Origin of the sequence: Stenotrophomonas sp. 169 (assembly GCF_014621775.1) — a bacterium.
Lineage (GTDB): Bacteria > Pseudomonadota > Gammaproteobacteria > Xanthomonadales > Xanthomonadaceae > Stenotrophomonas.
In genome coordinates, this window is sequence record NZ_CP061204.1 from 1968963 (window position 1) to 1987741 (window position 18779).

An 18779-nucleotide genomic window follows, 5' to 3' on the forward strand; every position below is an offset into this window, starting at 1 on the left:
AAGAGTCACGCTGTCAATGGCGCCGACTCTGTTCGCGGGAGGCAAGAGGAGGAGCTGATGGACGCACACAAGAACGATCTGACAGAAATCGCAGTAGTTGAATACCCGGGCGCCGACCCGTCTGCGGCATCGATGCTGGCCGAAATGGCCCACGTCGGAAACCGGCTCGCGCAACAGCAGGGGCGCCATACCGCGCGCATCCTGGTGTCGCGCTGGGTCATGGCCAATGACGGCGGTGGGCCACAGCGCGTAGCCGGCGCGGACGTACTGGATGCGACGGTGCCGGCGATCATCGCCCTGCCGGGACAGGTAAGCCAGAACGGCCAGATCCGTGACGAGGCGATCCTGCTGGAATGGCTGAGTGCGCACTACGATGGCGGCAGCCTGCTGGCGGCGGTAAATGACGGAATCGGCGTGCTTTCACGTGCCGGGCTGTTGGCCGGGCGTGCCGTGGCCAGTCTGGACAGCACCCGCTTTCCCGGCCTGAATGCGCAGAGCGGCAGCTGGGTGCCCAGCGAGCGGTTGCTGGTGGATGATGGTGATCTGCTGACCGTCAGCGGCTCCCAGGCGTGGCGTTTCCTGGCCCTGCGCCTGCTGTACCGCGTGCACGGTCAAGGCGTCATGGCGGCCGTGGCCCAGCAGCAGGGCATCGTGGTGCCCGCAGCAATCCAGCAGGACCTGGAGCGGTTCAGTGCCAATTTCGCCCACGGTGACCGTGACGTGCTGAAGGCGCAGCGCTGGCTGCACACCACCGCGGCACGCGGTGCGACGCTGGGCGCGATCTGCCAGGCGTCGGGACTGGAGCCGCGTACGCTGCAGCGGCGGTTCCTGAAAGCGACGGGCCTGCGCCCCATCGAGTACTGTCAGCGGCTGCGCATCGCCAAGGCCCAGTTGCTGCTGCAGCAGGGCGGCGCGATCGATGAAGTGGCGTGGGGGGTCGGTTACGCGGACCAGAGTGCGTTTCGGCGCCTGTTCCTGCGCATCGTCGGCATGACACCGGCAACGTATCGCCGCATGGTCTCCGGCAAGCTGCGTGATCGCTCGCTGGCGCCCGCGCCGGTGCCTTCGGTGATGGGTACGCCGGTGCGCCCGGTTGATCGCCACGCCGCCTGAATGGCGGCGCTTTCTCTGTCTTGTGCTGGATGCAGGGGTCGTGGAGCATCAGCGGTCGCGACAGTGCAGGGCAGGGTGTGGTGATGAGGGACAAGCGATGTTGAGTGTCGGGCCAGTACCGCTGCCGGTGGTGCTGGCCCTCGTGTTCCTGTTGCTGGCGATGGCGGTCGCGCGGTTCTGGCCGCGACCTCCGTCGCTGTCGTGGCGGCCTGCGAACGCGCTGCTGCTGGACATGTTCCTGCTCGGGCTGGTCGGTGCACGCGGAGTGTTCGTGCTGCGCAACGCGGCCACTTACCTGGAGTCGCCCTGGTCGGTGGTGCGCATCGGCGATGGCGGATTCGACCCGTTGGGTTTCTTCGTCGCCGCTGCAGCCTGGGCCATCTGGCGCCTGCGCAAGGCACCCGCCGTGCGGGGGCCGGTGCTGGCGGCTGCGCTGCTGGGCAGCAGTGGCTGGCTGTTGGCGTCGTTCGGCCTGCAGCACCTGCAGGCACAGCGCGTGCAGGTGCCTGCGGTGGTGCTGCAGGACCTGACAGGCGCGCCGGTCCGGCTCGCCGATACCCAGGGCCAGCCGCTGGTGCTGAATCTGTGGGCCAGCTGGTGCGGCCCCTGCGTGCGCGAAATGCCGGTGCTTTCCGCCGCGCAACGCCGGCATGGGCAGGTACGCTTCGTGTTCGTCAACCAGGGCGAAGACGCTGAAACCGTCCAGCGCTTCCTACGGCAGCACGCGCCGGCGCTGCAGGGCGTGTTGCTGGATGCGCCGTCCGCCACCGGCGATGCGCTGGGGGTACAGGCCTATCCCAGCACCCTGTTTTTCGACCGTGATGGTCGCCTTCGAGAGCTGCACCTCGGTGAACTTACCGCCGCCGGGCTGGAGCACAAACTGCGCGGGCTGAGGTAGCCTTGCGCACGCAATCAACCAGGAGTTTTCCATGTTGCCCACGTATCTGCGCGCTGCCCCGGTAGCGCTGGTGTTGCCGATCCTGCTGGCGGTGTCCGGCTGCGGCCAGGCGCAGGCCCCCACGCCTGCAGCCGCTGGCGGCGGCAAGCCGGCGGCGGCCAAGGACGGCGCGGCCGTGCCTGCACCGATCAAGGGCCTGCAGAAGCTGGGCTTCGAGGTGGTATCCGAATTCGACGCACCCGGTGGCCTGCGCGGCTTCGCCGGTGTGGTAGGTGGACAGCAGCCTGCGGCCGCCTACCTCACCCCGGATGGCAAGCACGTGGTGGTCGGCAGCCTGTTCGATGCGCAGGGCAATGACGTGGGGCGTGACCTGCTGACGGCAAAGGTCGCCGGGCCCATGACCACGAAGATCTGGAGCCAGCTGGAGAACAGCGCCTGGGTTGCCGATGGCAAGGCGGACGCGCCACGCGTGGTCTACACCTTCGGCGATGCCAATTGCCCGTACTGCCACCGATTCTGGGATGCGGCGCGTCCCTGGGTGGATGCCGGCAAGGTGCAGCTGCGCCACATCATGGTCGGTGTCATCCGCGAAGACAGCCCCGGCAAGGCGGCGGCCATCATCGGTGCGAAGGACCCCAGCGCAGCGTTGCTGGAAAACGAGCGCGGCTTCGAACGCGGCGGCATCAAGCCGGTCGCCATCAGTGCCGACGTCGGCCGCAAGCTGGAAGCCAACCAGGCGTTGATGGTGGAACTTGGTTTCCAGGGCACGCCGGGAATCCTGTTCAAGGATGCCGAAGGCAACGTGCAGCGTCGCTCGGGCATGCCGCAGGGCAATGACCTTGAACTGATGTTCGGTCCGCGCTGAGTACGGCAAGGGTAAGGGCGATGCGCCGGGCAAAGCCCGGCGTCACGGCGTAACGCCGGGCTTGAAGGTGCGCGAGAGCTGCAGACGCAATGCAGGGATCCGCCAGCGACGCCAGTGCAGCTGGCCAGGGTGCCCCAGCCGCGCCTGCGACCTTTGGCGTATGCGTCAGAGGTTGACAGCAAATAACCCGGTAAACGACTCTTCACCTGTTGGGTTGCTCTGCGACCCGCAGCAGGTTGTCACGCCGGACGGAGGGGTCCGTGCGCAGGCCTGCTGCACCCCGGCCCGCGCAGCATCGCTTTGGTGATGCCTGCGCATGGCTAGCGCTGCTCCCTTCGGCGGCACCCTTTCCAGGACCGACTGCGCAGGCATCGGTATTCAAACGTCCGTCGATGAAAACGTTTACACAGCAGCTTTCCCTCTCCGCGGCCATTGCCGTCGCGCTCTCCGCACCGGCCTTCGCGGCCGACACCGCGCCCGGCTTCAGCGTGCTTGCGCTGGAAAAAGCCCCGGCCAGTGCCGATGTCGCGGCGCTTGCCAGCCAGTTGCCTGGCCTGCAGGCCGATATCGTGGCCGTGCACGAGGTCCAGCGCGCAGCGGGGGCGATCGACCCGCTGCAGACCCTGGCTGACCAGCTGGGTTACGCCTATCGCTTCGTGCAGGCCGATGTCGATGCGCAGGGCAATGCGCGCGGCCAGGTGGTGCTGAGCCGCCTGCCGGTGCAGGCCGAATCCGGCCCGGACCATCCGGGCCGCAGCTACCTGCGCGTGGCCGACGGCCGCAACGTGGTAGCGCTGTATACCGATGCGGACCAGGATGCCAACGGCATGGCCTCGCTGTTGAGTGCCTCGCGTCTTGGCGCACCGGCGGTGGTGCTGGGTGGCAAGGCACGCATTGATGGATTCACCGCGACCGGGCTGGACAGCGCCGCAAGCGCGGGCTTCGCCGACGCGGATGTGCAGAAGGTGGCGCTGCGTGATGCGGCCGGCAAGTCGCTGGCCGCGCGCCTGCTGGTGCTGGACTACGCCGAAGCGGCGGGCGGTGCGAAGCCGTGGATGGATGCGGCCCTGAGTGCGGATGAGCGCACGCGGCTGCTGCTGGGTGAAATGACCCAGGACGAAAAATTCCAGATGCTGCGCAGCTATTTCGGCCTGGGCAAGGATGGCGGTCCGCTGCCGGAAGGCGCGGTCGGTTCGGCCGGTTTCGTACCGGGCGTGGAGCGACTGGGCATCCCGGCGCAGCAGTCTGCCGATGCGGGCGTGGGCGTCACCAATCCGGGCGGCATCCGCCCGGGTGATTTCGCCACCGCCATGCCGTCGGGCCCGTCCACTGCCTCCAGCTGGAACCCGGAAGTGGCCTATACCGGCGGTGCCACGATGGGCCGCGAGGCCTGGCAGCAGCGCTTCAACATCCTGCTGGGTGGCAGCGTCAACCTGCAGCGCGACCCGCGCAACGGGCGCAACTTCGAGTACGCCGGTGAGGATCCGTTGCTGGCCGGCGTGATCGTCGGTGAGTCGATCCGTGGCATCCAGAGCCAGCACGTCATCTCCACGATGAAGCATTACGCGCTGAACGACATGGAGACACGGCGCAATTTCCACAGCGTGCAGATCGGCGACCAGGCCATGCACGAGTCGGACCTGCTGGCGTTCGAGATCGCCATCGAGCTGGGCAAGCCCGGGTCGGCCATGTGTTCGTACAACAAGATCAACGGCATCTACGGTTGCGAACATCCCTACCTGATGAACCAGGTGCTGAAGCAGGAGTGGAAGTTCCCCGGTTTCGTGATGTCGGATTGGGGCGGCGTGCACAGCGGTTCAAAGGCCGCCCTGGCCGGGCTGGACCAGCAGTCGGCCGGCGAAGTCTTCGATGCCACCACGTTCTTCGATGCACCGCTGCGCATGGCCGTGGCCGGTGGCGTGGTGCCGCAGGCCCGCCTGGATGACATGGTGTCGCGCATCCTGCGCACGATGTTCCTGCACGGCAACTTCGACAATCCGCCGCAGCACCTGAAGATCGACGTCGAAGCCGGCTTCGCCGCGGCCCAGCGCACGGTCGAAGAGGGCAGCGTGCTGCTGCGCAACGAGGGCAACCTGTTGCCGCTGGCCGACAGTGTCAAGCGCATCGTGATCATCGGCGGGCACGCGGACAAGGGTGTGATCGGCGGCGGCGGTTCGTCGATGGTCGGCATCACCGCCAAGGGCACCAACGCGGTACCGGGCGTGCTGCCGACGACGTGGCCGGGCCCGGTGATGTTCCACCCGTCCTCGCCACTGGAAGCGCTGCGTGCCGAACGTCCCGACGCCGACATCCAGTACGTGGACGGCCGCAACACCGCCGCTGCGGCACGCGCTGCGGCCCAGGCCGACGTGGCCATCGTGTTTGCCACCCAGTGGGCGGCAGAGTCGGTGGATCTGCCGGACATGCAGTTGCCGGACAAGCAGGACGGCTTGATCGCCGCCGTGGCCAAGGCCAATCCGAAGACCGTGGTCGTGCTGGAAACCAACGGCCCGGTGCGCACCCCGTGGCTGCAGCAGGTGCCGGCGCTGATGCAGGCGTGGTACCCGGGCATCCGCGGCGGTGAAGGCATTGCGGCGTTGCTGACCGGCAAGGCCAACCCGTCCGGCCGCCTGCCGGTGACCTGGGTGGTTGACGAATCGCAGCTGCCGCGACCGCAGATCCCGGGCCTGGGCTTCAACCCGAAGCAGCCGCCGGTCGATATCTTCGACTTCGATATCGAAGGCGCCAACGTGGGCTACAAGTGGGCAGCGGCGAAGGGCCTGGTACCGACGTTCGCGTTTGGCCACGGCCTGTCGTACACGCAGTTCGCGTACGAGAACCTGAGCGTCAGCGTGGAGGGCCAGCGTCTGGTGGCCAGCGTGGATGTACGCAACACCGGTGCACGCGCCGGTGCGGACGTGGCCCAGCTGTACCTCAAGCTGCCGCAGGGGCACACCACGCCGATCCGCCTGGTGGGCTTCGACAAGGTGACGCTGCAGCCGGGCGAACAGCGCCGCATCCGCATCGATGCCGAGCCGAAAACGCTGGCCGATTTTGATCCGGCGACGCGCCAGTGGACGATCGCGGCGGGCACCTACCAGGTGCAGCTGGGTCGTACGGCCGCTGAGCCCCTGCAGGTCGTGGATATCACGCTGCAGGAAACACCGGTCCGCTGATCCAGGCGACGAACAGAGCCCGCCCGCGCAAGCAGGCGGGCTCTTTTACGTTGTGTCGTCGTGTCCGTTGGCTCAACTGCCCAGTGCGGGGTAGTCGGTGTATCCGTGTTCGCCGCCGCCGTACAGCGTGTCCTGGTCCGGCTGTGCAAGCGGTGCATTCCGGCGCAGGCGTTCCACCAGGTCCGGATTGGCAATGAAGGGCCGCCCAAACGCGACCGCGTCGGCCTGCCCGGCCGTGAGCACGTCGACTGCGTGCTGCTTGTCGTACCCGTTGTTGACGATCCACGGCCCGGTGAAGCGTGAGCGCAACGCAGCGTAATCAAAGTCGATGTTGTCACGGTCGCCACCGGTGGCGCCTTCGATGACGTGGACATAGGCCAGTCCGCCGATACCTTCCAGACGCTCCACCGCGCGCTCGAACAACGGCTGCGGGTTGCTGTCGTGGGCATCGTTGGCCGGCGTGGTCGGCGACAGGCGCACACCGGTGCGTGCGGCACCGATGGTGTCGGCGACGGCACTGACGACTTCAAACAACAGACGGGTACGGTTTTCGATGCTGCCGCCGTACGCATCGTCGCGATGGTTGCTGCCATCGCGCAGGAACTGGTCGATCAGGTAGCCGTTGGCGGCGTGGACCTCCACGCCGTCGAAGCCTGCGGTGATCGCGTTGCGTGCGGCGATACGGTAGTCCTCGACGAGGCCCGGCAGCTCATCCAGTGCCAATGCGCGCGGCGTGGAGACTTCCTCGAATCCGTTCGCCGTGAACGTCTTCGTATCCGCACACAGGGCGCTGGGCGCCACCGGGACCTCACCGTCCGGCAGCAGGCTGGTATGCGAGATCCGGCCGACATGCCACAGCTGCAGGACGATACGTCCGCCGCGAGCGTGCACTTCGTCGGTGATCGCTTTCCACCCGGTGATCTGCGCGTCGCTGTAGATGCCGGGTGTATCCAGGTAGCCCTGGCCGAGCGGGCTGATCTGGGTGGCTTCGGCAATGATCAGGCCGGCACTTGCGCGCTGTCCGTAGTACGTCGCCGCTAGTGGCGTGGGCACGCGATCTGCCTGCGCGCGGTTGCGCGTCAGCGGGGCCATCACGATCCGGTTGGCGATGTCGATGTCGCCCAGGCGGGTGGGGGAGAACAACACGGTGTCATCGTTTGACATGGAAACCTCGTGGTGGGGAAGGGGGATCTGCAGCATCGCAGCGAACATAGGCGATGCGGTGTTGCAATCATGGGAAGGCCTGTTGCACGAGGCGTGGACAGAGAAGGCAGGGGCATAACGCGCTGCGGCGTAGGGTCGGACGCAGGTGGTGCCTGCACCACGCCTGTCCAAACAAGGAGTACGCACATGATTGATTACCAGCTGCAGGGCAAGACCGCGATCGTCACTGGCGGCGTGTCCGGCATCGGCCTGGCCGTTGCTGAAATGCTCGCCGCGTCCGGTGCCCGGATTGCCGTATGGGACCTCAAGCAGGAGGCAGTGGATGCCACGGTCAGCGATCTGAAGGCCAAGGGTGCCGAGGCCATCGGGATTGCGTTGGACGTTACCGATGAGGCTGCCGTCGAGGCTGCTGTGAAGCGCACCGTGGAAACATTCGGCGGGGTGGATATCGCAGTCAACAATGCCGGCATCTCCGGCCCGGCCGCGAGCAGCGGTGACTACCCCATCGACGGCTGGCGCCGGGTGATCGATGTGAACCTGACCAGTGTCTTCCTGTGCCAGCGTGCGCAGATCCAGGCCATGCGTGCAGCGGGCAAAGGCGGAAGCATCATCAACATGGCCTCGATCCTCGGCCAGGTGGGTTACGCCGGATCGTCCGCCTACGCGGCGGCCAAGCACGGGGTGGTGGGCCTGACCCAGACCGCCGCGTGGGAGCACGCCGCCGACCAGATCCGCATCAATGCCGTGGGTCCGGGATTCATCAGCACGCCGTTGCTGGAGACGATGGAACCCAAGGTGCGCGCGACCCTGGAAGGGCGTCATGCGATGAAGCGGCTGGGTACGCCGGAGGAGGTGGCCGCGTTGGTCGCGTGGTTGTCCAGCGATGCGGCATCGTTCGCGACCGGCACGTATTACGCCATCGATGGCGGGTACTTGGCCGTGTGAGCTGCGGCGCCGGTGCGGTGTGCGCGGGGCATGGCGCGGCGGTGCCGGTTGCCGCCGCCGCGCGCGGCTTCACGTCATCCGCACATGAGCCTCGCCAACGTGCCGGATCATTCGACCGGAGTTGTGCCATGGATCTCAGCCAGGATGTCTCGATCCTGCTACGTGTGGCGGCGGCCATTGTCTTCGGCGGCGTCATCGGCTTCGAGCGGGAGCTCGGCAAGCATGCCGCCGGCCTGCGTACCCACATGCTCATCGCCGGTGCGGCCGCCCTGATCGTCGGCCTGGGGGATTCGGTCGCCGAGCATTTCCGCCAGGAGCAGTACCGGGACCTGCTGCAGGTCGACCCCATCCGATTGATCGAAGCGGTGATTGCCTGCGTGGGCTTCGTGGCGGCCGGCACGATCCTGCGGGGATCGCGCGACGGTGAGGTCAGCGGATTGACCACGGCCAGCTCACTGATCATGTCGGCTGCCGTGGGGATTGCCGTGGGCATCGGGGCGTATGTCATCGCCACCGGGGTCACGTTGATGTGCGTGATCGTGCTGGCCGTGATGCAGCGCGTTGAAAAACGCATCGAGAAGCGCGACTGATCGGTATCGGAGGAGGGGCCCAGCGGCCAGGGTAGCCCATGGTCTAATGGGCTCGATGGCGGCAGGGCGGTTCACTGCATCCCTGTACCCGGCGGGCGTTCCGCTGCTCCTCGACCCTGGCTGACCGATGATCATCTCCGCTTCCTCCGATTACCGTGCCGCCGCGAAGCGCAGGCTGCCGCCGTTCCTGTTCCACTATCTCGATGGCGGTGCGTACGCCGAGCAGACGTTGCAGCGCAACGTGTCCGACCTTGCCGACATTGCGCTGCGCCAACGCGTCCTGCGTGACATGGCCGAACTCAGCCTGGACACCGAGCTGTTCGGCGAAGCGATGTCGATGCCCGTGGCGCTGGCGCCGGTGGGACTGACCGGCATGTTCGCCCGACGCGGCGAAGTGCAGGCAGCGCGTGCGGCGGACCGTCACGGCATCCCCTTCACGCTGTCCACGGTGTCGGTCTGTGCGCTTGAAGAAGTCGCCCCGGCGATACAGCGGCCGATGTGGTTCCAGCTTTATGTACTGCGTGACCGCGGCTTCATGCGCAATGCACTGGAGCGCGCGCAGGCAGCAGGCGTCTCGACGCTGGTGTTCACCGTGGACATGCCGGTACCCGGTGCGCGCTACCGCGATGCGCATTCCGGCATGAGTGGCCCGCATGCGGCGTTGCGACGCGCACTGCAGGTGCTTACGCACCCCCGGTGGGCGTGGGACGTCGGCGTGAACGGGCGGCCGCATGATCTCGGCAACATTTCCGCATATCGCGGTGAATCCACCGGCCTGGCCGACTACATCGGCTGGCTGGGCAGCAACTTCGACCCGTCCATCAGCTGGAAGGACCTGCAGTGGATCCGCGAGTTCTGGAAGGGGCCGATGGTGATCAAGGGGATCCTGGATCCGGACGATGCGCGCGAGGCGGTGCGCTTCGGTGCGGATGGCATCGTGGTGTCCAACCATGGCGGCCGCCAGCTGGACGGCGTGCTGTCCACGGCGCGGGCCTTGCCGCCGATCGCCGATGCGGTGCAGGGCGACCTGAAGATCCTCGTCGACTCGGGCATCCGCACCGGCCTGGACGTGGTGCGCATGCTCGCCCTGGGTGCGGATACCGTACTGCTTGGGCGTGCGTTCGTGTATGCACTCGCGACGCACGGCGAGGCCGGCGTGGGCAACCTGCTGGATCTGATCGCCAGGGAAATGCGCGTGGCGATGACGCTCACCGGTGCACGGTGTATTGCGGATATCGGATCGGATGCGCTGGTGCGGATCGATCCGCTGGCTGTGCCACCCCGCTAGCGGTGGGGTGCCGTCCCACCTGCCGCTGGCGTCTGCCGCGGCAGGATATCCTGTTGATAATTCTCCACCACGTAGCTGAAGGGACGACGCTGGCCATCGCGCAGCAGGGCGCGCACTTCCAGCACCGTGGCACGTGCACCGTCCACGCGTGGCGGCCAGAATTCCCGGTCGTGCAGTGTCTGCCGTTTGAAGTCGAGCGGCGCCACGACACGGCCGAACGGTTCATCGCTGCTGTCCAGCGCGTGGTTCATCGCAGCCGTCAGCAGGGACGGGACATACCAGTTGTCGGCTTCGGACAGCACGCGCTGGCCGCAGGTCAGCTGGACCCGACGGTAGCGTAGCGGCGTGGCGTCATCGATCGCGAGGGCGCTGCGCACCTCCACCGGGGCGTCACGCTGCACGCCGCGCACGCGCACGGCACGCACGCGCGGGGTGTCGGCAAGCCCATGCTCGGCACACCAGGCTTCAAGGGTGGCCGTCGCGCTCTGGCCTGCGAGCAGGCGGCGATGCAGATCCGCCACCAGGGCGGCAGGGCTGGCGTGCACGGGTGCGCCCAGGGGCGGCGCGGGCACGTCGCCTGCCGCAAGCGCGGCAATCGGCGCGGCAGCCAGCACGGAAGCGGCCTGCCAGCGAAGTCGGTCGGGGCGGTTGAACGGGCCCATGGGAGTCCACGCGTGATTCTGGTGCCTAGTTTACCCGCTGCCGTGCACGCACGGCGGGCGGCCCAGCGCGGGCCATCGCCGACGTGCATGCCTGCGATGCAGGGATTTCATTTGCAGGGCCAGACGCGCGGCGCGTAAGGTCCGCAGCATTCATCCCCCTGAAGGAGGCGCAGATGCGCGCCCAGCATTTCCACGGTGCCGTGGATTCCGCCGGCCAGCCGCTGGCGTTCACCGTCGATAACGGCCGTTTCAGCCATTTCGGCGCGCCGCCGCCGGGATCGCCGCCGATGGACGCGACCGATCTCACCGGCTATACCGTGCTGCCCGCCCTGGTGGACGGCCACATCCATCTGGACAAGAGCTTTGTCGGCGACCGCTGGCATCCGCATCAGCCGGTCGCCAGCCTGCGTGAACGCCTGGCGCAGGAGAAAGACGCCTTGGCCACTGCGGCGCCGATGGCCGACCGGGCCGAAGCACTGATCCGGCAGATCGTCGGCTGGGGAACCAGTGCGGTGCGCTGCCATATCGACATGGACGCGACCACCGGGCTGCGCAACCTGCATGCCGTGCAGGACGCCCACGCGCGATGCGCGGACCTGCTCGACATCCAGTACGTCGCCTTCCCGCAGGCCGGAGTGATGTCTTGTGCGGGTACCGCGCAGGTGTTGCAGCAGGCGCTGGAATCGGGTGTGCAGGTGATCGGCGGCATCGATCCGGATCTGCTGGACGGCGATGCCCAAGGTCAGCTGGACCTGTTGTTCGATCTGGCGCAACGCCATGGCGCGCGCATCGACATCCATCTGCACGAACCCGGCGAGCAGGGGCTGCGGCAGTTGCAGCGCATCTGCGAGCGCACGGCTGCCGGCGGACTGCAGGGGAGGGTGGCGGTGAGCCATGCCTATGCCCTGGGCGAAGTGCCATTGGCACGGGCACTGCAGGTAGGGGAGCAGTTGGCACGTGCCGATGTTGCGATCATGACCAACGCACCGGGCGACCATCCGTTCCCGCCGGTAGCGGCCCTGCACGCTTTGGGAGTCCGCCTGTTCGCCGGCAACGACAACATCCGTGACAGCTGGTGGCCGTACGGTAACGGCGACCTGTTGCAGCGGGCGATGCTGATCGGCTATCGCTCGGGCTTCAATACCGATGCCGAGCTGCAACTGGCGCTGGACATGGTGACCACGCACGCGGCCGCGGTGCTCGGCCTGCAGGATCACGGGCTGGGAGAGGGCAAGCCGGCCACGTTCTTCGCGGTGCGCGCGGACAATGCGGCGGCGGCCGTGGCGGGCACGCCGGCGGCACGGCTGTCGATGCGCCAAGGCCGCTGGGTGGTGCCGCCCCCGGCGTGACGCGCATCGATCAGGTCGACTCCTCGTCGACCTGGCGCTTGAGCTCGCGTGCCAGTGCATGCACACCCTCGTCGGCCGTGTCGCGGAACAGGATGCCGATCTCGTAATTGTCGATGAGGGGCAGCCCGTGCTCACCGTCGATGATGCGGTGATCGGCTCGGACCGCGCGGCGCGGCAGCAGACTGATGCCGATCCCATCGGCGACCGCGCCCTGGATACCGCTGAGCGAGGAACTGGTGAATGCGATGCGCCACCGCCTGCCCAGCGTTTCCACGAGGTGCAGCATCTCATCCCGGTACAGGCCGCGCGGCGGGAACGTCACCAATGGCAGCACGTCTGCGGCGGAGCAGGGCGCACGGGCGCTGTCGATCCAGTGCAGGGGCTCGGGCCAGCAGTACACGCTGGGGCGACTGTTGCGTCGTTGTTTCACCAGCACCAGGTCGAGTTCGCCATGGTCGAAGCCGTGGGCGAGGTCACGGCTCAGGCCGCTGCTGATCTCGAGCCTGACCTGGGGATGGCGGCGGCTGAACGTGGCCAGCATGCCGGTCGTGCGGGCGTTGACGAAGTCTTCCGGCACGCCCAGGCGCAGCGTGGTGGCCACCGTCTCGCCGGCCAATGCCTGCAGCAGTTCATCGTTCACCCCCAACATCCGCCGCGCATGGCCCAGCACGGTATGGCCGGCGTCGGTGGGCTGCACGTCACGATGGCCGCGCTCGAGCAGGCGATGGCCGGCCAGTGTTTCCAGCCGACGGATCTTCTGGCTGATGGTGGACTGCGTTGAGTGCAAGCGACTGGCGGCGGCGGTGAAACTACCGCAGTCCGCGACGGCGACGAGCGCGCGCAGCAGGTCGAGCTCGAACAGCGATCTATTCGACTGCGTCATGACTGCCATTCACTTATTTTGTTTCCGCATGCGGTTTGCGACTTTTACCATGCGCTGACGGGACAGGCCAGCGCGCGGTTCCGCCTCACCCGCGGCCGACGCGCCGCTTCGCCGGATGCCTGCCATGTTTTCCCGAACCTTGTTGAGTCTCGCCCTCGCCCTGCCTGCGATCGCGCAGGCGGCACCGCAGACAGCGGACGTCCTGATCCGGCATGCGGTGGTCATCGACGTCGAACACGCGCGCGCCATTCCCGGGCAAAGCGTGGCGATCCGGGGCGAAGCGATTGTCGCGGTGGGGCCCGATGCCGCCATGCAGGCGCAGTGGACCGCAGCGCGGCAGGTGGAAGCTGCCGGCCGCTACCTGATCCCCGGGCTGTGGGACATGCACGTGCATTTCGGTGGCGGGCCGGCGCTGGTGGAAGAGAACAAGGCCCTGCTGCCGCTGTACATCGCGCACGGCATTACCACGGTGCGCGATGCGTCGGGCGACCTGCCGCAGCAGGTGCTTGAATGGCGAGGCGATATCGCAGCGGGCACCTTGTTCGGCCCGCGCCTGTTGACCTCCGGCGCCAAGATCGAGGGCATCAAGCCGGTCTGGAAAGGCACCCTGGAGGTGGGCAGCGAGGCCGACGTGGATGCTGCCATCGCGCAGTTGCAGCGTGACCGGGTGGATTTCGTCAAGATCACCGACAGTACGCTGAAGCCGCCGTTGTTCCTGTATGCCGCCCGTGCGGCGCGCAAGGCGGGACTGAAGGCCTCCGGGCACATACCGATGGCCTTGACGGTGGAGCAGGCCGTCGATGCGGGCTTGGCGTCCATCGAGCACCTGGACTACGCCTTCAAGGCGGGCAGTCGCGACGAAGCCGCCATCGCCGCGGACTTCGCAGCCGGCAGGATCGACCGGGCACAGGCGAACCAGCGTATCGATGCCAGCTTCGACCGGCCGACGGCGATGACCGCCTACCGTGATTTCGCCCGTCGCGGCGTATTCGTGACACCGACGCTCAATGGCGGGCGGATCCTCGACTTCCTCGACCAGGACGACCATCACGCCGACCCCTACCTGGCGTATATCGGGCCCGGCCTGCGCGCGACCTATGCCTGGCGTGTGGAGCGCGCGGCGAAGGCAACGCCGGCGCAGATTGCCGCCCGCCACCAGCATTACCACGACGTGGCCGCGGTGCTGCCGATGCTGCAGCAAGCGGGGGTGACGATCATTGCCGGTACCGATGCGGGCTTCCTCAATTCATTCAACTTTCCCGGCATCGGCCTGCACCAGGAAATGCAGTTGTTCGTCCGCGAAGGCCTGACCGCGCCGCAGGCGCTCGCCGCCGCCACCCGTGCGGGACCTGCCTGGTTCGGCACCCTGGATCGCTATGGCGCGGTCGAAGCGGGTAAGGCCGCTGACCTGGTGCTGCTCGACGCGAACCCGTTGCAGGACATCCGGGCGACCGAACGGATCAATACGGTGATCGTGCGCGGCACCGTACTGGACCGCGCTGCCTTGGATGCGTTGTTGCAGCAGGTCCGTGGCCAGGTGCAACAGTGGAACGCAGAGGCGGCGAAGGCCGCGCCCTGAGGCTTACGGATCGGGCGGTGCAGTGGGCGGGCGCCGGTGGCAGCTGCAACGGCAGCCCGTGGCCGTCGCGTCGCGATCCTGCAGCACACCGGCGAATATCTCCGCGCCCAGCAGGCCGGTCGGAAAGGCGATGATGCCGTAGCCGAGCAGGATCGCGCAGCCGGTGATGAACCGTCCCAGCGCGGTCTGTGGGGTCAGGTCGCCGTAGCCGGTCGTACTCATGGTGACGGCCGCCCAGTACACGCCCGTGGGGATGCTGTTGAACCCGTTGCGCGGTCCTTCGACCAGGAACATCACCGTGCCCAGCAGCACCAGCAGCAGGCCCATGACGCCGATGAACACCAGGATGCTGCGCCGTGCACGCACCAGTGCCTGGCGCAGGTGGCGGGTTTCTTCCAGATAGAACGGCAGCTGCAGGATCCGGAACAGCCGCAGCAGCCGCAGCAGGCGGACGTCGGCCAGCACGTGCAGGCCGGGCATCAGCAAGGCCAGGAACACCGGCAGGATCGACAGCAGGTCGACCACGCCGAAGAAACTGCGCGCATAGCGCCACGGACGTCGGAGCAGCCAGAGGCGCAGCAGGTATTCCATCGTGAAAAGCGCAGTGAAGGTCCATTCCAGAACGCTGAGCAGCGGACCATGACGGCGATGCACCTCGGGCACGCTGTCGGCCATCAGCACCAGCACGCTGAGTACGATGAGCACCAGCACGCCCGCTTCGATGCGGCGGACCCGTGCGCGGCGTTCGGCATGGCGTCGCACCGTGCCGCGCAGGCGGGCAAGCAGGGCGATCATTCGTCTTCGCCGGTGGAAAGGGAGTGGCGGCGCAGGTCATCCACGCCAAGCAGCTTCGTCGCTGGCCGCAGACAGCGGAATACAACAATCACGAAAGGTGAGCCCTGCCGCGTACCGCGCTTGGCAGGCCGCGACCCGATGAACGACGGTGGGCCTTCCATGGAGGCTTTTCATGCGCACGCTGATCCTGAGGACGCTGGTCTGGGTGCTGACGCTTCTCTCGCCGGTGGCAACGAGCGTGCAGGCACGGGACGGGGGGGACATCCATCGCTGCGTCGCCGCGGGTGCCGTGCGCTATCAGGACCGGCCCTGCGCGGTTGATGAGGCCGGCGGGCAATGGCGGCCGCACGATGGCGGCGCTGCGGCCCGTCAGGCGGGAGCAACGCCCAACGCGGCGCGGCGCGCCGCCGTTACCCGCAAGCGCGGTGCACGTGTGCAATCGCGCGGCCAGGCGGCGCTGATCACCCTCCAGCGCGATCCCGATGCCTGCAGGCGGATGCAGCGCCTGCGCGAGCAGGCCTTGCGTCGTGCACTGCGGCGACCGGACTACCTCATGCAGCGCGGCTGGGACGATCGCGTGCGCGAGGCCTGTCGCTGAGGATGCCGCGGCCTCCACGATTCAGGCGGGTCCTATAGGGGCCTACGTCAGGTCTGAATATCGTGGATGGTCCTTTCCCAACGCCCGCAGCGCTGCGTCGGCCGCGCTGCTCCCGCGCGCGACCGCGGCCCCGCCCCCTTGTTATGAGCCCCTTGCTGCGATCCATCATGGCGCGCCTTCAGCCCCTGCAGGACACGTGCGCCGACGACGAGGACCTGCGCGCGCTGCGCAGCCATCCGCGCCGGCTGCTGCTGATCGCCGGCGCGTTGCTGAGCGTCCTGCTGCTGGCGGCGCTGGCGACGGCGGTGTGGCTGCATGCGCGCAGCTACGAGGAAAATCGGCTGCAGGCGTTCATCCGTGCCCGGACCGCGTTGGAAGCGCAGCTGACCCGGCATGACGCGAGCTACGCGCGTCTGGTCAACATGACCGAGTACGCGTGGCGGCATCGGACGGACCGCGACCCGGCGGTACTGGAAGCAGAGACCCGGCGTTACGTGGCCGACGGCCAGACGCTGCGGTTGCAGCAGGGTGCGCAGGACACCCCGCAGCTCGTGCTGGGGCTGGGGACCGATCACTGGCCCGCAGAGCGGCTGCATCGCTACCTGGCGCTGGCACGCACCATGTCGGTCATCACGCGGATGGCGTTCAACGGACCCGGTGCGGAAGCCGCGGGCGCTGCCTACTTTCTGGACCCCACCGGGCATCTGGTCGTGATCAACGAAGGGCTGGACGACAGCGGCACCGGCATCGCGAGCGCCGAGCGTGATCGCCAAAGCACGTTCAGCCAGCTACGGGCCTATGCCCACCTGCTACCGCCGGCCTCGGCGGCTGATACGGTCCCCGCGCTGCGTGCCAGCCACGGCCGGGGGGAGGCGCGCATCGGCTCTGCCGCACACCCGGTGACCGGGCGGGCGTCGCTGGTCACCGTGTTTCCCGCGCACGACGGCCGACGCGGACTGGGTGTCTTCGTGGCGTTCGAGCCGACCGCGGGGCTGGCGCAGGTTCTGCGTGAGGCCAGTGACAGCAACCTGCAGGTGATGGCGCCCAACGGAGAAGTCATCCTGGGATCGCGCAGCGCAGCGTCCGATGGCGTGGTCGGCACCCTGCACGATGCCGGGATCTGGTCACATCCGGACGACGGCATCGTCAAGTGCCGTCGGAACGGCCGCAGGGTGATCGCTTCATTGGTCACGGGCACGGACTGGGCCCTGGTGACCACCGTTGGCTGGCGCGACATGCTGGCTGACGGAACGCCCATGCTGTGCCTGGCGCTAGCCCTGTGGGCGGGCTTGATGGCAGGCCTGTGGGGGCTGCTGGCGTGGGTGGACCGGCAAGTGCTGGCCCCCGCTGCTGCGCGCGCCATGCAGGTGTACGCGAACGAAGCCCTGTTCCGTTCGTTGATCCAGATGACGCCGGCAGGACTCTGCCTGGTGGACATCGAGCAGCGCGTGCCGCAGGTGCAGAACGAGCTGGCGCGCCGCTATGCCGGTGCCGCCGAACGGTCCGGGGTCGCGCTGTACGATGCGCTGGTCGACGGATACGCGGAGGCGGTTTCGCGTCGTGACGAGAACCTGGACATCCGCGAGTTCCAGATCTTCTACCCAGGCGGCCGGGGCGCGGTGGCGACGCACCTGCTCGTCAACGCCACGCCGCTCTTCGACAGTGCAGGCAGGGTGCTGCTGTGTACCCTGCAGGACCTGACCGCGAGGGTGGAGCTGCAGGTGCAGAAAGACCAGTTGCGCGATGAAGCCGAGGCGGCGCACCGCGCCCGGTCCCGGTTCCTGGCGGCCATGAGCCATGAGATACGCACACCGCTGCACGGCATCCTGGGCCATCTGGAACTCTTCGCACGCTCGCAGCTGGATATCGAACAGCGTGCGCGCCTGGGCCGCATCACCCAGTCCGCCGATTCGCTCCTGCTGATCATCAACGACGTACTGGACCTGGAGCGTGCTGCATCCGGCCGACTGGAGCTGGACAGCGCCGTGTTCGAGCCGGCCCTGCTGCTGGAGCGGGTGGCGCTGCTGTACGCGCCGTTGTCGCAGGGCAAGGGCGTGGACCTGGACCTGCTGGTCGATGGGTCGTTGGCGCCACGGTACATCGGTGCCGCGGACCGGGTCGAGCAGGTGCTGCGCAACCTCGTCAGCAACGCCGTCAAGTTCACCGCGTCGGGTCGGATCGAGATCCGGGCCGTTTCCTCTCGGCATCCCCATTGCCTGCGGCTGGAAGTCGCCGACTCCGGGGTCGGCCTCAGCGGGGTGCAACAGCGCAGGCTGTTCGAGCCGTTCGCGCAGGCAGATGCCTCCATTGCCGGCCGTTTCGGAGGCTCCGGCCTGGGGCTGACGCTGTCCCGGCAGCTCTGTCATCTGATGGGCGGTGAGATCGATGTACACAGCACGCCGGGGGTGGGCAGCGTGTTCGGTTTCGATATCCAGGCACAGGCCGTGGAAACAACCGCTGACGCTGCGCCTCCGCTGCAGGGGCGCGATGTGCTGCTGTATTCCACCACCGTGACGTGGCGCGATGAGCTTGCCCGTCGTCTGCGTGCCTGGGGCGCCAAGGTGGTGGTGCTGGAATCGCTGCAGCAGATCGAGGCCGTGGCGTCATGCCGCGCACTGCCGTTGGTGATCTTCGAGCGGAACCAGCGTGCGGCACGAGGAACGGTGGATGGATTCCGTGGATTCCGTGGACGGATCGTGCGGGTGCGCGGCGATGGGCCGCTGCGCGCCGCTGGGCCCCCCGGCGACCTGCGGGTGTCGGCGTACTCGGCCGCCGCGCTGCTGGAGGCGCTGCAGGCTGACACTGCGGATGAAGGCATCGACGGCACAGCGGATCCGGGCGGCGACATGGAAACCCCTGCGACGATGAGCTAGA

Annotated in this window: 15 protein-coding genes; 11 read left to right on the top strand and 4 right to left on the bottom strand. The window is 67.7% G+C overall.

The features are described from left to right. The first annotated feature begins 57 nt into the window (after positions 1-57). From ICJ04_RS08480 to ICJ04_RS08495, 4 genes are all read left to right on the top strand, one after another. Entirely contained in the window at positions 58-1113 is a 1056-nt protein-coding gene (locus tag ICJ04_RS08480) for a helix-turn-helix domain-containing protein (protein WP_188327053.1), read from the top strand. Positions 1114-1210: 97 nt separating this feature from the next. Further along, positions 1211-2011, top strand: coding sequence for a TlpA disulfide reductase family protein (locus tag ICJ04_RS08485; protein WP_188327054.1), 801 nt, complete (start codon positions 1211-1213; stop codon positions 2009-2011). Between the two features lie 31 nt (positions 2012-2042). After that, the gene (dsbG, locus tag ICJ04_RS08490; protein ID WP_188327055.1) at positions 2043-2876 is read left to right on the top strand and encodes a thiol:disulfide interchange protein DsbG; all 834 of its coding nucleotides are present in this window, start codon (positions 2043-2045) and stop codon (positions 2874-2876) included. Positions 2877-3268: 392 nt separating this feature from the next. Further along, positions 3269-6052 carry a glycoside hydrolase family 3 C-terminal domain-containing protein gene (locus ICJ04_RS08495; RefSeq protein ID WP_188327056.1) on the top strand — a complete coding sequence of 928 codons (2784 nt, stop codon included), beginning with the start codon at positions 3269-3271 and terminating at the stop codon, positions 6050-6052. Between the two features lie 72 nt (positions 6053-6124). Here ICJ04_RS08495 and ICJ04_RS08500 read toward each other — a convergent pair whose 3' ends face one another. Further along, a complete protein-coding gene (locus ICJ04_RS08500; protein ID WP_188327057.1) occupies positions 6125-7216 on the bottom strand; it encodes an alkene reductase in 1092 nt (363 codons plus the stop codon). 186 nt (positions 7217-7402) lie between these two features. On the opposite strand from ICJ04_RS08500, the gene ICJ04_RS08505 reads away from it, so the two are divergent. From ICJ04_RS08505 to lldD, 3 genes are all read left to right on the top strand, one after another. After that, a complete protein-coding gene (locus ICJ04_RS08505; protein ID WP_188327058.1) occupies positions 7403-8161 on the top strand; it encodes an SDR family NAD(P)-dependent oxidoreductase in 759 nt (252 codons plus the stop codon). 128 nt (positions 8162-8289) lie between these two features. Further along, positions 8290-8751 carry an MgtC/SapB family protein gene (locus ICJ04_RS08510; RefSeq protein ID WP_188327059.1) on the top strand — a complete coding sequence of 154 codons (462 nt, stop codon included), beginning with the start codon at positions 8290-8292 and terminating at the stop codon, positions 8749-8751. A gap of 127 nt (positions 8752-8878) precedes the next feature. After that, entirely contained in the window at positions 8879-10039 is a 1161-nt protein-coding gene (lldD, locus tag ICJ04_RS08515) for an FMN-dependent L-lactate dehydrogenase LldD (RefSeq protein WP_188327060.1), read from the top strand. Here lldD and ICJ04_RS08520 read toward each other — a convergent pair. Continuing rightward, on the bottom strand, positions 10036-10701 hold the full coding sequence (locus ICJ04_RS08520; protein WP_188327061.1) for a hypothetical protein: 666 nt from the start codon (positions 10699-10701) through the stop codon (positions 10036-10038). The two genes, lldD and ICJ04_RS08520, sit on opposite strands and share 4 nt — an antisense overlap. Positions 10702-10874: 173 nt before the next feature. On the opposite strand from ICJ04_RS08520, the gene ICJ04_RS08525 reads away from it, so the two are divergent. Beyond that, positions 10875-12050 (top strand): amidohydrolase family protein, encoded by a 1176-nt coding sequence (locus ICJ04_RS08525; RefSeq protein ID WP_188327062.1) that lies wholly within the window; start codon positions 10875-10877, stop codon positions 12048-12050. Between the two features lie 10 nt (positions 12051-12060). Here the strand turns inward: ICJ04_RS08525 and ICJ04_RS08530 are convergent, their stop codons facing one another. Continuing rightward, positions 12061-12933, bottom strand: coding sequence for a LysR substrate-binding domain-containing protein (locus ICJ04_RS08530; RefSeq protein ID WP_223203020.1), 873 nt, complete (start codon positions 12931-12933; stop codon positions 12061-12063). Positions 12934-13057: 124 nt separating this feature from the next. Between ICJ04_RS08530 and ICJ04_RS08535 the strand changes: the two genes are divergently transcribed. Continuing rightward, entirely contained in the window at positions 13058-14512 is a 1455-nt protein-coding gene (locus ICJ04_RS08535; RefSeq protein ID WP_188327064.1) for an amidohydrolase family protein, read from the top strand. Between the two features lie 3 nt (positions 14513-14515). Here ICJ04_RS08535 and ICJ04_RS08540 read toward each other — a convergent pair whose 3' ends face one another. Then, positions 14516-15307 (bottom strand): potassium channel family protein, encoded by a 792-nt coding sequence (locus ICJ04_RS08540; protein WP_188327065.1) that lies wholly within the window; start codon positions 15305-15307, stop codon positions 14516-14518. A 172-nt stretch (positions 15308-15479) separates the two neighbouring features. Between ICJ04_RS08540 and ICJ04_RS08545 the strand changes: the two genes are divergently transcribed. Both ICJ04_RS08545 and ICJ04_RS08550 read left to right on the top strand, forming a co-directional pair. Further along, entirely contained in the window at positions 15480-15905 is a 426-nt protein-coding gene (locus ICJ04_RS08545) for a hypothetical protein (protein WP_188327066.1), read from the top strand. 167 nt (positions 15906-16072) lie between these two features. Then, the gene (locus ICJ04_RS08550) at positions 16073-18778 is read left to right on the top strand and encodes an ATP-binding protein (RefSeq protein ID WP_188327067.1); all 2706 of its coding nucleotides are present in this window, start codon (positions 16073-16075) and stop codon (positions 18776-18778) included. Position 18779: the final 1 nt, after the last annotated feature.